Raw genomic sequence first — 14,648 nt, 5'->3', positions numbered from 1 at the left:
ACGATGAACGCCGTACGCCTCGAAATCGCCGACGCGGTCTGGTCTCCGCAGACCGGACTCCTCGAGCCCGCAGGCGGCGCCGCCGCAGCGCTCGACGTGCGCGGCGAGGCGGTGGCGTTCGGCCCGGCGCGGGAGATCGAGCAGCGCTTCTCCGGCCTGCCGCGCAAGGCGGGGCAGGGCGTGCTCCTGCCCGGGCTCGTCGACTGCCACGCGCACCTCGAGTGCGCGGCGCTGGCCAGCAAGGTCCCCGGCGGCGACGGCCTCGGCCCCTGGGTCTCCCGGCTGGTCCAGACGCGGATGCCGATGACGAAGGGGGATCTCGAGGCGGAGGCGCTCCGCGCCGCCAAGGAGATGCGCGCCCTCGGCACGGTGGCGGTCGCCGACGTGTGCACGCTGCTCGCCACCGCGCCGATCCTGGGCGAGGCGGGGCTGATGGGACTCTCGCTCCTCGAGGTGGTGGGGGCGAACGAGCCCGCCATCGCCGCCGCCCTGCAGGATGCGCGGCTCCGCTCCACCACCCCCTGCGCCGCCCCGGAAGTCATCCCGGTGCTGGTGCCGCACTCCGCCTACGGCACGATGCCCGGCGCCTTCGCCCAGCTCAAAGGGCAGGGCGGGGTGCGCTCGGTGCACGCCGCCGAGCACGAGGACGAGAACGCCTGGCTGGAGCGGGGCGAGGGCCCCTTCGCGCCCTTCCTCCTCTCCAAGGGCGCGGTGCCGCCGCGGCAGCGTCCGCTCCCCTTCCTCGATTCCCTCGGCGCGCTGGGCAGCGCGACCCTCCTCGTCCACCTGGTCACCGCCAGCGACGCGGAGCTGCGCATGGCAGCGGATCGCGGCGCCACCGCGGTGCTCTGCCCGCGAAGCAACCTCCACATCGGCGGCCGCCTGCCGGATCTGCGCGCCATCCGCGCCGCCGGGATCCCTTACGTCCTCGGCACCGACTCCCTCGCCTCCACGCCCGACCACGATCTCCTCGGCGAGGTGGCGGTGCTGGCGGAGGACTTCCCGGACGTGCCCGCCGACGAGCTCCTCGAGGCGGCGACCACCCGCGGCGCGCAGGTCCTTGGCCTCACCCGCCACCCCTGGGTCCGCGTCGCGCGCAGCCGCCTGGGCTTCCTCGTCCCCCGCACCGGAGCCGAGGCATGACCGCCGTCGCGATCCAGCTGGCGCGCCTGGTCCGCGTCTCGCACACAATCTTCTCGGTGCCCTTCGCGCTCGCCGCTGCTGCTGTGGCGTGGGTCGACCACCCGCTCAGTTGGCCCCAGGCGCTGCTCATCCTCGGCTGCCTCACCACCGCGCGCACCGCGGCGATGGCCTACAACCGCGTCTCCGACGCTGCCCTCGACGCGAAGAATCCGCGCACGCAGTCCCGCGAGATCCCCAAGGGTGCCGTGAGCATGAAGGCCGCCTGGGCGCTGACCATCACCAGCGGCCTCGGCTTCCTTGCCTTCGCGGTGGCGCTCTCGCCTCTCTGCGGCGCGCTCTCGCTGGTGGCCCTGCCGCTGGCGCTCGGCTACAGCAAGGCCAAGCGCTTCACCTGGCTCTGCCACTTCTGGCTCGGCCTGGTGCTGGCGCTGGCGCCGATCGGCGCCTGGGTGGCGATCACCGGATCCTTCGACGCCTTCCCCCTCGTCCTGGGCGCCGGCGTCGTCTGCTGGATCGGCGGCTTCGACATCACCTACGGCCTCGCCGATCTCGAATTCGACCGGAAGGAAGGGCTCCACTCCTTCCCGGTGCGCTGGGGGCCGCAGGTCACCATCGCCACCTCGCGGGTGCTCCACGTGCTGGCTCCGCTGCTCTTCCTCGCCGCCGGGCTTGTCGCTGGGCGCGGGATGGCCTATGTCGCCGGCGTCGTGGCCTGCGCCATCGCGCTGCTCGCCGGGCAGATCGCGACGGCGCGCGGCGCGAAGGGCGACGCGGTGCTGACGGCCAACGGCTGGGCGGCGCTGCTCTTCGGTGTGGCGGCGGTGGTGGACGTTTTCGTCGTGGGAGGCGGGATTTGATCCTGCTGCTGAAGAGAGAGGCGCCGGAAGGCGCGGATCGCGAGCTCCTCCGCGCTGCGGCGCGCCTCGGCGTGCCCGGCCGCGTGCTGTCGGGAAGCTGGGGCCGCCAGGCGGTGGAGCTCGAGGAGCCGGTCGCCGGCCGCGCGCTGCGCCTGCTCACCGCCTCGCCCTTCGTGGAGGAGACCCTGGGCGTCGCCTCCGCCCACCCGCTGGCCGATGCCGAAGACGAAGGCGTCGTCCGGCCGGTGGAGGTCGGCGGCGTGCTCTTCGGCGGCGACGCGCTCGTGCTCGCCGCCGGTCCCTGCGCGGTGGAGACCGAGGAGCAGGTGGAGCAGGCGGCGTTGGCCGCGGTTCGCGCCGGCGCGAAGATCCTCCGCGGCGGCGCGTACAAGCCCCGCACCCGCCCCAGCGATTTCCAGGGCCACGGCATCCCGGCGCTGCGCTGGCTCCGCGACGCGGCGGATCGGCACGATCTGCTGGTGGTGACCGAGGCCCTCGACGAGCGCTCCTGCGGCGCGGTGGCCGAGTGGGCCGACATCGTCCAGATCGGCGCCCGCACCATGCAGGCCACCGCGCTCCTCAAGGTGGCGGCGAAGTGCGGCAGGCCGGTGCTGCTCAAGCGCGCCCTCTCCGCCACGGTGGAGGAGTGGCTCTCCGCAGCCGAATACCTCCTCGACGGCGGCGCGCCCGGCGTGATCCTCTGCGAGCGCGGCAGCCGCTCCTTCGAGACCGCCACCCGCTTCAGCCTCGACGTCGGCGTGATCGCCGCCGCCAGGCTGCGCACCCACCTGCCCATCCTTGCCGATCCCTCGCATCCCGCGGGCCGCCGCGCGCTGGTGGGGCCGCTCGCCCGCGCCTCCATCGCCGCAGGCGCCGACGGCCTGCTGGTGGAGGCGCACCCCGATCCCTCCTGCGCCCGCTGCGACGGACCGCAGGCGCTCCTCCTCGAGGACCTGCTGCCGCTGGCGCAGGAGATGGCCGCGGTGGGTGGCGCCGTGGGCAGGACCTTCGCCGTGCCGCGCGCCGCCCGCGCCGCAGCAGGCGTCTGACGCTCGAACCGCCGCGCGCTCGAGCCGCGGCACGAGAGGCTTCGCTCCATGCGCACGCTCACCCTCGCCTATTCCGACGACGCCGACGACGCGGCGATGTTCCTCGCCATGCAGCGCGGGGAGATCACGCTGCCGGGGATCCGCTTCGAGCACGTGCGCTCGGACATCGCCACGCTCAACGCCCTGGCGGAGAAGGGCGGGGCGGACGTCTGCGCGGTGAGCGTGGCCCACGTGCCCCGCGTCGCCGATCGCTACGACCTGCTGCCCCACGGCGGCAGCGTGGGCCGCGGCTACGGGCCGGTGGTGGTGGCGCCCAGCCCCGACGCGCCGCTGCGCCGCGTGGGCGTCCCCGGCCTCTCCACCACCGCCGCTGCGGTGCTCCGGCTTGCAGCGCCGGAGGCGGAGCTGGTGCCGATGATCGGCGCCTCGCTCGCCGACACCCTGGGCGCTTTCGCGCAGGGCGCAATCGACGCCGCGGTGCTGGTGCACGAGGGCCGCCTCGTCTACCAGCAGGCCGGCCTGCACCTGCTGCTGGATCTCGGCGTCTTCTGGGAGAAGGAGACGGGGCTGCCGCTGCCGCTGGGCGCCAACGTGATCAAGCGCGACCTCGGCCCCGAGCTCGTCGCGCAGCTCACCGAGGCGATCGGCCGCTCGATCCAGTGGGCGGTGGAGAACCGGGAGCTGGTCCTCGACGAGCTCGCGCCGCATGGGCAGGAGCGCGGCCTCGATCGCAAGGGGCTCGCCCACTACCTCGACCTCTACGCGAACGACGACACGGTGGGCTACGACGAGACCTGCCAGCACGCGATCCGGGAGCTGCTCGCCCGGATCCACTGATCACTGCGCCCCGCGAAACGAAGAAGCCGCCCCGCGTGCTGCAGGGCGGCTTCTTACGTTTGGCGCTTCAGGCCCAGCAGCCGATCACTGCACCCAGAGGTAGTAGGTCGGCACCGGCGCGAAGAAGACCCACGAGGTCGTCACCTCGATGTAGTAGGTGCCGGTCGACGGCGCGGTCCAGGTGATCTCCGAGCAGTAGCTCGTCCCGTAGCCATCGTCCGCGTCGACGAGGTAGTTGCCCGACGAATCGTAGATCGCCAGGTAGGTGTCGTCGGCCGCGGTGGTGCCGCAGCCGCCGGTCAGATCGGTGGTCGTGTAGAAGGTGTAGGTCGTCCCGCCGGTCGCCTGGAAGGACCAGTAGTCGTACTCGTCCCAGGGATCGACGGCGCCGGTGCCCACCGAGCCGAAGGTGAAGGTGTTGGCGGTGGTGAGCGTGTCGTTGGGCTCGGACTCCGCCGTCGCGCCTTCAGGCACGCAGGTGGAGCTGCAGCCGTCGCCCGAGGTGGTGTTGCCGTCGTCGCAGCCCTCGCCGGCGTCGAGGATGCCGTCGCCGCAGACGATCGCGTGGCAGGCGCCGCCGGTGGACGGGCAGGCGTAGCCGGTCTCGGTGGCGCAGGTGGACGAGCAGCCGTCGCCTGCGGTGCTGTTCGAGTCGTCGCAGGTCTCGGGTGCGTCGACGAGGCCGTCGCCGCAGGTGATTGCGCGGCAGGCGCCGCCGAGCTCCGGGCAGACGTAGCCGGTCTCGACCACGGCGCAGGCTGCGTCGCAGCCGTCGCCGGAGGTGGTGTTCCCGTCGTCGCAGTACTCGTCGCCGGTGACCCTGCCGTCGCCGCAGACGACCGCCACCGCGAGGAGGGTGAAGTCGCCGCTGTCGGAGCCGACGCTGCTGCCGTAGCCGTCGGCCACCAGGTAGATGGTCTGGTTGGCGGTGAGGTTGACGAAGCCGTACTCCGGGTCGTCCTCGCAGAGGAGTTCGGTCGATCCCTGGCCGCAGGCGCTGTCCCAGATGTAGAGGACCGCGTCGAAGTTGGTGACGTAGTTCACGAAGTAGCGGCCGGCGGTGGGGGCGGTGAACGAGGCGACGCCGTCGGGCTCGTTGGTGTAGCCGGCGGTGCAGACCGAGTCGTAGTCGTTGGCGAGGCCCGCGGTGGTGGAGGTCCAGACCCACGCGTCGTCGGCGGCGACGTAGAGGTTGTTCAGGTTGACCGCGTTGGCGCAGGTGTCGCCCTCGACGGTGCAGGTGCTGCTGCAGCCGTCGCCGTCCACCGTGTTGCCGTCGTCGCACTGCTCGGTCCCCTCGCGGTTGCCGTCGCCGCAGGTGATTTGGCGGCAGCCCGTCGCGTCGCAGGCCCAGCCCGGCTCCACGGTGCAGTCGGCGAGGCAGCCGTCGCCGGCGGCGGCGTTGCCGTCGTCGCAGGCTTCGCTGCCACCCACGATCGCATCGCCGCAGGTGGAGACGGCGGTGACGGTGAGCGTGTACGAGCCGACGCCCGCTGGGGCGTCGTCGTAGGTGGTGGCCACGAGCGCGAGGGTGCCGCCGGCGGGAACGACCAGGCCTTCGATCTGGCTGTCCTCGATGCCGTTCCAGTCGTCGTTGGCGTCGAGGCAGCTCGCGGGGGCGTTGGCCGGATCGTAGGGGACGCTGCTGGCGAGGAGGAAGCCGTCGTCCAGGCCCCACGACGCGTAGACGTCGATCTCGACAGGCGCGGTGCCGTTGTTGACGAGGTGGAAGATGTCGAAGTGCTGCTGTCCCACGCGAACGGCGCAGCTGCTGGTCGTGCGCGAGTGGAGCGGGTCGGTGGTGGTGACGCTGCCGGTGAGCGCCAGCGGCGAGCCGACCGTGGGCAGCGCGGTGAACTCGATGGCGCAGACAGCGTCGCAGCCGTCGCCTGCGGTGGTGTTGCCGTCGTCGCAGGTCTCGCCGGCTTCGATGGTGCCGTTGCCGCAGACGGGGCAGGGCGGCTGCTGGAAGCAGTCGCTGTCGTCGCAGTCGAAGGAGCCGTCGCCGTCCTCGTCGCCGGCGACGTCGCAGAGCTCGACGTTGTAGCAGGCGCTGGTGTCGAGGGAGCAGTCGGCGGCGCAGCCGAGCTCGCCGCTGTTGAAGCCGTGGTCGCCGCAGCTGGAGCCCACCGGGATGCTGCCGTCGCAGGCCTCACCCCGCTGGAGGATCCCGTCGCCGCAGTCCGGACAGTGGAAGTCGCCGATGCAGTCGCTGTCGGCACAGTCAGCGTCGCCGTCGCCGTCCTCGTCGCCTGCGGTGGCGCAGTCTTCCGCCGGGAGGCAGGCGCTGCTGTCGATCGTGCAGGTCTCGGTGCAGCTCGTGGTGCCGCCGGAGAAGCCCAGGTCGGTGCAGGTGGTGTCGATCGCGGCGCCGTCGCATTCCTCGGTGCCTTCGATCACCCCGTCGCCGCAGACCGCAGCGCTCCCGCCGCTGCCGCCGGCGCCGCCGGATCCACCAGCGCCGCCGCTACCACCCGTGCCACCGGTACCGCCAACGCCGCCCGTGCCACCGGTGCCGCCGGTACCGCCGACGCCGCCGGTGCCACCCGTTCCCCCGGAACCGCCGGCGCCACCGTCACCACCGGTGCCACCCGTTCCGCCCGTGCCACCGACTCCACCCGTGCCGCCCACACCGCCAGCGCCACCGGCGCTGGAGTCGGACGGCTCGGAACCCCCACAGCCAGCCGCAAATACCGCCAGTGCGACCGCTGCAAACAACTTTGCGCGAAAAGCCACTGCCCCTCCTGGTAATGCTGGAATGAGCAAGTGTCGCCCGGGGCCATCGAGCCAGGCAAGAGAGCTGGCGATGTCGCACCTCGAAAAAGCAAAGCCGCCCTGCACGCGGACGGTGCAGGACGGCTTCGGGGGGTCCGCGCTGCAGGCGGGCTACTGCACGCCGACGAAGAGGTAGTAGACCGGGATGGCGTCGAACCACTCCGGGCCCACCTCGACGTAGTGCGGGCCGGTGACGGCCGCCGTCCAGACGACCTCGGCGCAGACGTTGGTCGGCGAGATGTCGAAGTTCATCGCCACCGGGGTTCCGCTCGGGTTGACGAGCGTGATGTAGCTGTTCTCGCTCCCTGCCGTGCCGCAAGCGCCGTTCGCATCGGTGGCGGTGCGGAAGACGTAGGTGGTGCCGGCGGTGAGGTTGACCTCCCAGTAGTCGAACCAATCGTTGACGCCGTTGAAGGAGCCGGTGCCCACGCCGCCGATGGCGATCGGCGTGGCGTTGGTGGTGAGGTCGTTGGGCTCCACCTCGACGATCACGGTCTCGGAGGCACAGTCGGCGCTGCAGCCGTCGCCGCTCACCCGGTTGCCGTCGTCGCAGCCCTCGCCGGCGTCGACGATGTTGTCGCCGCAGACGATCGGGTGGCAGGCGCCGCCGGTGGGCGGGCAGGCGTGGCCGGTCTCCACGGCGCAGGTGGACGAGCAGCCGTCTCCCGCGGTGGTGTTCGAGTCGTCGCAGGCTTCGTCGCCGTCGACGAAGCCGTCGCCGCACTGGATCGGGCGGCAGGCGGCGCCTGCGGTGGGGCAGACGAAGCCGCTCTCGATGGTGCAGACCGACGAGCAACCGTCGCCGTCGTCGAGGTCGCCGTCGTCGCAGGCCTCGTCGCCCTTCAGCCGACCGTCGCCGCAGCGTACCTCGGCGACGGTGAGTTCGAAGTCGCCCTCGTTGTAGCCGACGCCGGTGCCCCAGCCGTCGACGACCATGAAGATCGTCTGGTTGGCAGCGAGGTGTACGTAGGCGTGGTCGGGATCATCGCTGCAGACGAGGTTCGGGGCAGCGCTGCCGCAGGCGCCGTCGGTGATGTCGAGGATCGCGTCGAAGCTCGGGGCCTGGAGGTGGACCACGTCGACGAAGTAGCGGCCGGCAGCGGGTGCGGTGAACTGCGCCACCGCGTCGCCCTGCTGGGCGAGGGTGCCGGTGCAGCTGTTCTCGAAGTCGTTGCCCAGGCCGTCGGTGCTGAAGGTCCAGCTCCACTGGCCGGCGGCAGCGTCGAATCTGTTGCCGATGTCGACGGGCGCGTCGCAGCTGTCGCCTTCGATCACGCACTGGTCGGTGCACCCGTCGCCGAGCACCTCGTTGCCGTCGTCGCAGGACTCACCGGGCTCCAGGATGCCGTTGCCGCAGCGGTAGCTGCTGCAGCCGCTCGTGTCGATGGCGCAGCCTTCGCCGCAGGCGAGGGTGCCGGTGTCGAAGCCGTAGTCGGTGCAGTCCATGCCGCCGAAGTCTTCGCCGTCGCAATCCTCGTCGGCCTCGCGAAGGTCGTCGCCGCAGGTGGGGCCTGCCATGCCGCCGGCGCCGCCCATGCCACCTTCGCCGCCGGCGCCGCCCATGCCGCCTTCGCCGCCGGCGCCGCCCATGCCGCCTTCGCCGCCGGCGCCGCCCATGCCGCCTTCGCCGCCGGCGCCGCCCATACCGCCTTCACCACCGGCGCCGCCCATACCGCCTTCACCACCGGCGCCGCCCATGCCGCCTTCACCGCCGGCGCCGCCCATGCCGCCTTCACCGCCGGCGCCGCCCATGCCGCCGGCGGCGCCGGTACCACCGGTCCCGCCCGTCGACTCCTGCTTCCCGCCTTCCCCACCACAAGCACTCGCGAGCAGCATGCACACGAGCCCGACGCCCCACATCGAAGACAGCTTCATCGCGACCTTCCAGGTTCAGATTTGCGGCGGGCATATTCTCTACAGACAGTGAAGGGAGCAAGCCCTACCGGCTGGAACTCGACAAACTCCTGTGGCGCCGGACCCGCGGACGCTTGACGAGATGCAAAAGACGAACGCCGCCGTCTACTCCTCGTGGGAGCACCAGCCGAGGCCGCTGTCACACACCACGAATCGCGAGGTTGACGTGACCGGATTCGACGCCGACCGCCGCGGCGCAGCCGTCGATGACCACGTACATCGTGTCGCCCGCGTCGAGCCAAGAGGGTGCGCTCCGCGGGGAGGTGAAGGCGGGTGCGGCGACGGCGTGTGCGAGATCGCGGAGGCGTGCGCCGGCGCGGACCTCGCCGGCCAGAGCTGCGCCCGAGGTCCCGGAAGCGCTACCGCTCGGCGCCGGCCCACCGCTGGAGCACCGCGATCGCCGCTGCAGCCGCCTCGTCGCCGTGGGCCTTCCACTGCTCGTGGGCGAGGGGCCCGACCTCGTTCGAGACGCCGAGCACACACGCAGCCGGCACGCCGGCAGCTGCTGCAGCCCGCAGGAACGAGAAGGCCTCGAGATGCTCCGTCTCACATCCGGTGAAACGCTGCAGCTGCGCCGCACGCCCGGCGTCGCGGGTGATCGCCACCACGGTGGCAGCGCCGACCAGCGGCGCGCCGCCTGCGGCCAGCGCCGCGCAGAGCGCCGCGTCGCCCCGGGCCTCCACCTGCGCCGGCCCGGGCACGTAGGAGAGGCCAGCCGCAGCGTCGGAGGCGGTGAGCACCGACCGCTCCACCACGACCGCGGAGCCGATCGGAAGCGCGCTGCCGGGGAAGGCCCCGCAGCTGCCGACGAAGATCGCGGTGTCCGGGCGCCGCGCCAGGGCCGAAGCTGCGCCAAGGGCGGCGTCCACCGGCCCGATCCCGATCGGCAGCGCCTCCACCTGCAGGCGCCCCAGGAGGCCGCGCCAGGCGCCTTCCTCCCGGCGCAACGCAGGCAGGAGGCGGGCGAGCTCGAATTCGACGGCGGCACAGATCAGGAGGTTCTCCACGGGCCCTCGCTACCGCTCACCGGCCGATCGGGCAAGCGGAGGTTGCCTGCCCCTTGATGAATGGTGCCCGGGAATGCGAAACCATTCGCTGAGTGAATCGCACCCTCTCCTTCGACGCCCCGGTTCTCGCGGGCCGATTCCGCCTGCTCCGGCGCCTTGGCGCCGGCGGCATGGGAGAGGTGTGGGCGGCGGAGCAGCTCGCCACCGGGGCCGAGGTGGCGGTGAAGCTCCTGCCCCGGGAGCTCGCCAGCGATCGCGAGGCCACGTCGCGCTTCGAGCTCGAGGCCCGGACCCTCTGCAGGGTGCAGCACGAGAACGTGGTCAAGGTGATCGACTTCGGCAGGGATCCGGACCGGGGCTGGTTCCTCGCCACAGAGATCCTCGAGGGCGAGACCCTGGCCCAGCGCCTCGCCCGCGAAGGGAGCCTGCCGCCGGCGCAGGTGGTCCGGCTCGGGGCCGAGATCCTCGCGGGGCTCCACGCGGTGCACGAGGCGGGGATCGTCCACCGCGACCTCAAGCCCGAGAACGTGATGCTCGTGCCGGGGGAGGCCGGGACCGTCTCGGTGCGCCTGCTCGACTTCGGCATCGCCAAGCTGCTGGAGCCGGGCCGCCGGGTCGACCTCACCATCGCCGGCCAGATCTTCGGCACGCCCGCCTACCTCTCGCCCGAGCAGGCCCTCGGCAAGTCGGTCGACGGCAGAACCGATCTCTACGCCTGCGGCGTGATGCTCTACCGCGCCCTCTGCGGCGTCCTGCCCTTCGACGCGGCGACGCCGACGGCGCTCGCCCTGCGCCACGCCACCGAGCCGCTGCCGCCGCTTCCCGCCTCGGTCCCCGGCGTGCTCCGCGTGGTGGTGGAGCACGCGCTGGAGAAGGAGCCGGACGCCCGCTTCGTGACGGCGGCAGAGATGCGCGCGGCGCTCGTCGCCGCCTGGCCGGAGAGCGAACCGCTCACCCTGCCCGAGCCCACGCCCGCAGCCAGCAGGACCCCGGTGCCGGGCAGCGTGCCGCGCCTCGCCGGTGGCGTCTCCCGCACGCTGCTCGCGGTGCGGCTGGCGCAGCCCGAGGATTTCGCCGACAGGCCCACCGAGCGCTTTCCCGCGCCGGAGTCCCGGACGCTGCGGCTCACGCCGCCGCTCATCGCCCGCGACGTCGCGGAGGCCTTCGGCGGCCGCATCGCCTGGATTTCGAACGAGGGGCTGCTGGCGGATTTCAGCTCGCCGACCGACACGCTCCAGTGCGCAGCGGCGCTCCACGATCGGATGGCGGAGCTGGCGCCGCAGCACGGCTTCGCCGTGGACGTCCACACCGCGGTAACCGCAGGCGAGGTGGTTCGGACCGGCAGGGCCCTCCACGGCGAGGCGGTGGTGCACGGGGAGCTGCTCGCGCGGGCAGCGGCAGCCGGCGAGATCGTCTTCACCCACGGCGTCTACCTGGCGATGACCCGCAGCGAGGTGGCGTGCGAGCCGTGGCCGGGACGTGATCCCGGGGTGGGGCAGAAGCTCTACCGGCTCTGTGAGCCCGACGGCGCCCCGCGCCCCGAGCTGCCCTACGGCGGCAGCACGCTGCAGCGGGCGCAGTCGTTCACCGCGCGGCGGGTGGCGGTCGACGTGGGCCGTTTCGCGGAGGCGGGGCTGCGCGCGGGCCTCGCCCTGCCGCCGATGATGCTCAAGGTGGCGCAGCCGGGCCTGAGCGCCGGCGCTCGCGCCCTGGCTGGCGCCCGCAGGATCCCCGCGCTCGTGCTGGTCGTGCTGGCCCTCGTCGCCGGCGGCGGCGCGGCAGCCTGGGCCCTCGTTCCCCGCGGGCATGCCGACACGCTCGAGGAGGCTCTCGCCGCTGGCCGCGTCGACGAGGCGAAGACCATCGCCGAGGCGTGGCTCGCGAAGGAGCCCACCGATCCCCAGGCATTGGCCTACCGGGGCAGGGCCCTCGCCTTCGCCGGGCAGCTGGACGAGGCCTACGCGGCGCTGGGCAAGGCGCTGGAGCGCGAGCCGGATCTCGCCAGGGTCGAGGGCGTCGCCAGGGCCGCGGTGCGCACCCTCGATCGCAGGGAGGCGGACCGCTCGCTGGTGATCGAGCACCGCACCGCGGCGATGGAGCGGGCGCTCCTCGAGGCGACGCGCTCGATCCGCTACTGGGAGCGCTGGCACGCGGCGCGGACGCTGGAGAAGCTCGGCCACGGCAGCCGGATCGACTGGGTCGAGGTCTACCTCCTCGACGCCCAGCACGCAGGCTCCTGCGGCACGCGCATGCGCGCGGCGCGGGAGCTGGCGAAGCTCGGCGACCCGCGGGCGGTTGAGCCGCTGCTGCAGGTGCGCGGGACGAAACATCCCGAGTGGGCCTGCAACCTCGATCAGGTGATCGACCAGGCCGTGGCGCAGCTCCGGGGCGATTGAGGTCGCGCGATGCGGCGGTGTCCTCCCGTCACGCCGGAAAGGCGAACGCTGGCGCCGTCTTCTTCGGGCGTGCCCGCCGCCAACCCTTCTCGAGGAGCCAGCTGGCCGGCGCGGTCACCGGTGGACTGCCGTCGTCGAAGGTCCGCCACCACGCCGTCTCGTCGCCGAGCTGCTCGTGCGAGACGGCGAAGCGATCCACGTAGCGCGCGACTGTGCGCCCCTGCCGCTCGGCGTGGATGCGCGTGTTGCCGAGGACGTAGTCGATCGCGTTGCGGGCCTCAGTCGGCGAGCCAAGTGCGTGTGCGTGGAAGCGATCGGCGAAGACCTTGCCGGCGCGGCCCATCAGCCGGTTGAGCCCGCGCGCGATCCGCACGCCGAGGCCCTGCATCGCGCTCGAGAGCGCCTGCGTCCCGTTCGCCTCGACGATGAGATGGAGGTGGTTGCCCTGCACCGAGAAGTGCGTGATCCGCGCGCCGAAGCGCGCGACCGCAGGACGGAAGGCGCGGAGGAGCACGCGGAAGCTCCGCTTCGACTGCATGCTCCAGACGTGGTCGAGCACCCGCCAGGTGACGAGCACGGGGTGGTCCTCGCCGAGCACGGGACGGCGGCGGTGCTTCACCTGCGGCCGCGGTGCGACGCGCTTGCGCCCCGCGCCCTCCCGCTCCCCGCCATGCGTGAAGCGTTTCTTCAGCGGAAGGTCCTGCTGGCCCTTCTTCCGGCTCCGCCGCCGCTTCGCTCCGAGCATCCGTGCCATCACCGCCCCCACGGTTGAATAGGCATAGAATCCCATACCGCTCGATCTACGAATAGACCCCGGCTGGGTCAGCAATCGGGGGGCGAACCGGCAAGATGGAGGACGAATCGGCCCATCGACACGCGGCCCAGCGGCATGAGACGACTCCGCCCTGCCGGGTGCCGGTCGGCAGCTTTCGGCGGCTCCGCCGCCGGCACACCGGCCGGCGGCGCTCGTTTCGCCCCCGCGCCCCGCTCAGCCCGGCACGATCAGCGGCGCAGCGAACCGCGCCTCCACCGCGTCGAAGCCCTCCGCATTCACCTGCGGGCCCAGCTCGCCTTCGAGGCGCGCCAGCGCCGCGTCGGCGAAGAAGCGCGGGGCGTCGCCGCCGCCGGTGCGCTCCTGCCAGCGCTCGAGCGCCGTGCTGCGGAACGCAGGCAGGAGCCTCCCGTCCTCGTCGAAGATCGCGCGCAGCGCGTCGCCGAGGCGGGCCGCCGGGAGCGGCTCGAAGGCCCAGGGCAGGCCGATCGCCTCCCGCGCCGCGGCGGTAGCGAAGAGCTCGCCCCATCGCACCCGGGCCAGGCCCGCCTCGCCCCAGGCGGCGACGACGTGGGGGGCGGCGGCGTCGGTCTGCAGCCCCGCCTGCGCGAAGCCCTGTGCCACCGCCTCGATCCGCTCGAGGGCGGCGCATCCGCGCTGGAGATCGGCGAGGGTCGCGAAGGGACGCTCCCGCTGCGGCGCCGCAGGCCCGTCGAGGCCGCCATGGTAGCGGGGCCGCCGCCGCAGCAGCGCGGCGAGGGCCTCCGCATCCGGCATCTCGGGCAGCGGCAGCACCGCACCGGGCAGCCGGATCGGCAGGGCCTTCACCATCTTCTCCGCCCGCCACTTCAGCTCCAGCGTGCGGGTGAAGCCTGCCTGGAAGATCTTCTTCGGCGCCACGGTGGCGAGCAGGGCGGAGGCCTGCACCGGATCCTCGCCGCCGGCGAGATCGGCGAGGCCGAGCGCCAGCGTCTCGCGCACCGCGCGGACCTGCTCGTGGACCGCGTCGAGATCGCTCACGTCGATCCGGTCGGCGACGATGGCGGCATTGAGCACCGCGAGGATCTGCAGCTGCAGGGCGTCGCGCGCGTCGTCGGGGACGAGGCCCATCGCGCGGTCGAGGAGGGATCCGCGCTCGAACTCGGCGAGGAAGAAGCCCGGGGCACTCGCCGGCGCGCCGCCCGGCGGCGGCAGCGCCTGCTTGCGATCGAGCCGCGCGTAGAGCGACACCGCCTCCTCGGGCGAGGGGAAGCCGAGGTCCGCCATGCGGGCGTTGCGCCAGCGGTAGGCGGTCTCGGAGAGCTCGCTCTCCAGCTCCCAGCGCACGGCGTAGAGCATCCGCGCCGCCTTGAAGGGATCGTCGGCGTAGAGCTCCTGGATCACGCGGCGGGCGGCGGCGTACTCCACGCCCTCCTCGTTGTAGACGAGCATGAAGCGGCCCTCGACCGTGCGCTCGATGGTGCCGTCGACGTCGTCGCCGGGCTCCCCCTCCTCCTCGAGATCGAAGATCTGGACGATGCCGCGCAAGAGCAGCTCGAGCACCTCGATGTCGAGCACGGCGAGCTTCTCGCGGTAGGCGTCGTCGTCCTCGCCGCGGGCGAGGCGCACCCAGAGGAGCAGCTCGCTGGTGTCGAGGGTGTCACCCTTCCAGGCGTCGAGATCGACGAAGGCGCGGAACTGCTCGGGGGAGGCGAGCTGCACCAGCGGGCCCGCGTCGCTCTTCCCGATCTCCTGCACCGCGAAGTACAGGTCCTCGGCGGGAAGGGAGCGCACCAGACCCTGCGGATCGGCCGCGTCGTAGACGACGTCGAGCTTCTTCTTGCCGCGGGCCCGGGCGAGGGCGGCCCGCTCCGCCCGCATCCACTGGCGGGAGAGCAGCGAGGTGTTTTCGGCCACGG

The 14,648-nt window shown here is 72.8% G+C and carries 10 protein-coding genes; 5 read left to right on the top strand and 5 right to left on the bottom strand.

Annotated elements, in window-relative coordinates; genetic code table 11:
• Positions 1 to 3: 3 nt before the first annotated feature.
• The 4 genes from ACESMR_RS07410 to ACESMR_RS07395 are packed head-to-tail and all read left to right on the top strand — an operon-like array spanning position 4 to position 3,886.
• The gene (locus ACESMR_RS07410) at positions 4 to 1,143 is read left to right on the top strand and encodes an amidohydrolase family protein (protein ID WP_373046391.1); all 1,140 of its coding nucleotides are present in this window, start codon (positions 4 to 6) and stop codon (positions 1,141 to 1,143) included.
• Positions 1,140 to 2,000, top strand: a complete 861-nt coding sequence (locus ACESMR_RS07405; RefSeq protein WP_373046389.1) for a UbiA-like polyprenyltransferase — start codon at positions 1,140 to 1,142, stop codon at positions 1,998 to 2,000. The genes ACESMR_RS07410 and ACESMR_RS07405 overlap by 4 nt, the downstream gene beginning before the upstream one ends.
• On the top strand, positions 1,997 to 3,049 hold the full coding sequence (aroF, locus tag ACESMR_RS07400) for a 3-deoxy-7-phosphoheptulonate synthase (RefSeq protein WP_373046388.1): 1,053 nt from the start codon (positions 1,997 to 1,999) through the stop codon (positions 3,047 to 3,049). Before ACESMR_RS07405 ends, aroF begins: the two co-directional genes overlap by 4 nt.
• Positions 3,050 to 3,097: 48 nt before the next feature.
• Complete coding sequence (locus tag ACESMR_RS07395) at positions 3,098 to 3,886, top strand: MqnA/MqnD/SBP family protein (protein ID WP_373046387.1); 789 nt, start codon at positions 3,098 to 3,100, stop codon at positions 3,884 to 3,886.
• An 84-nt stretch (positions 3,887 to 3,970) separates the two neighbouring features.
• Here the strand turns inward: ACESMR_RS07395 and ACESMR_RS07390 are convergent, their stop codons facing one another.
• From ACESMR_RS07390 to ACESMR_RS07380, 3 genes are all read right to left on the bottom strand, one after another.
• A complete protein-coding gene (locus tag ACESMR_RS07390; protein ID WP_373046386.1) occupies positions 3,971 to 6,517 on the bottom strand; it encodes a DUF4215 domain-containing protein in 2,547 nt (848 codons plus the stop codon).
• Between the two features lie 255 nt (positions 6,518 to 6,772).
• Positions 6,773 to 8,536 carry a DUF4215 domain-containing protein gene (locus tag ACESMR_RS07385; protein WP_373046384.1) on the bottom strand — a complete coding sequence of 588 codons (1,764 nt, stop codon included), beginning with the start codon at positions 8,534 to 8,536 and terminating at the stop codon, positions 6,773 to 6,775.
• A gap of 398 nt (positions 8,537 to 8,934) precedes the next feature.
• On the bottom strand, positions 8,935 to 9,582 hold the full coding sequence (locus ACESMR_RS07380) for a hypothetical protein (protein WP_373046382.1): 648 nt from the start codon (positions 9,580 to 9,582) through the stop codon (positions 8,935 to 8,937).
• A gap of 92 nt (positions 9,583 to 9,674) precedes the next feature.
• Here ACESMR_RS07380 and ACESMR_RS07375 point away from each other — a divergent pair, with 92 nt between their 5' ends.
• Positions 9,675 to 11,978, top strand: coding sequence for a protein kinase domain-containing protein (locus tag ACESMR_RS07375; RefSeq protein WP_373046380.1), 2,304 nt, complete (start codon positions 9,675 to 9,677; stop codon positions 11,976 to 11,978).
• 28 nt (positions 11,979 to 12,006) lie between these two features.
• On the opposite strand, the gene ACESMR_RS07370 is transcribed toward ACESMR_RS07375, so the two are convergent.
• Together ACESMR_RS07370 and ACESMR_RS07365 are read right to left on the bottom strand one after the other, a co-directional pair.
• Positions 12,007 to 12,732 carry a transposase gene (locus ACESMR_RS07370; protein WP_373046378.1) on the bottom strand — a complete coding sequence of 242 codons (726 nt, stop codon included), beginning with the start codon at positions 12,730 to 12,732 and terminating at the stop codon, positions 12,007 to 12,009.
• Positions 12,733 to 12,966: 234 nt separating this feature from the next.
• On the bottom strand, positions 12,967 to 14,646 hold the full coding sequence (locus ACESMR_RS07365) for a DUF6178 family protein (protein WP_373046377.1): 1,680 nt from the start codon (positions 14,644 to 14,646) through the stop codon (positions 12,967 to 12,969).
• Between the last annotated feature and the right edge of the window lie 2 nt (positions 14,647 to 14,648).

Origin of the sequence: Vulgatibacter sp., assembly GCF_041687135.1 — a bacterium.
In the GTDB taxonomy this organism is placed as follows: Bacteria; Myxococcota; Myxococcia; order Myxococcales; family Vulgatibacteraceae; genus JAWLCN01.
Note: the sequence above shows the minus strand (reverse complement) of the source record. Positions and strands in the feature narration are given on the sequence as shown.

Coding starts and splice junctions, on each gene's coding strand:
- ACESMR_RS07405 (WP_373046389.1), top strand. CDS start 1,140: ATGACCGCCGTCGCGATCCAGCTGGCGCGCCTGGTCCGCGTCTCGCAC.
- ACESMR_RS07385 (WP_373046384.1), bottom strand. CDS start 8,536: ATGAAGCTGTCTTCGATGTGGGGCGTCGGGCTCGTGTGCATGCTGCTC.
- ACESMR_RS07370 (WP_373046378.1), bottom strand. CDS start 12,732: ATGGCACGGATGCTCGGAGCGAAGCGGCGGCGGAGCCGGAAGAAGGGC.
- ACESMR_RS07410 (WP_373046391.1), top strand. CDS start 4: ATGAACGCCGTACGCCTCGAAATCGCCGACGCGGTCTGGTCTCCGCAG.
- ACESMR_RS07395 (WP_373046387.1), top strand. CDS start 3,098: ATGCGCACGCTCACCCTCGCCTATTCCGACGACGCCGACGACGCGGCG.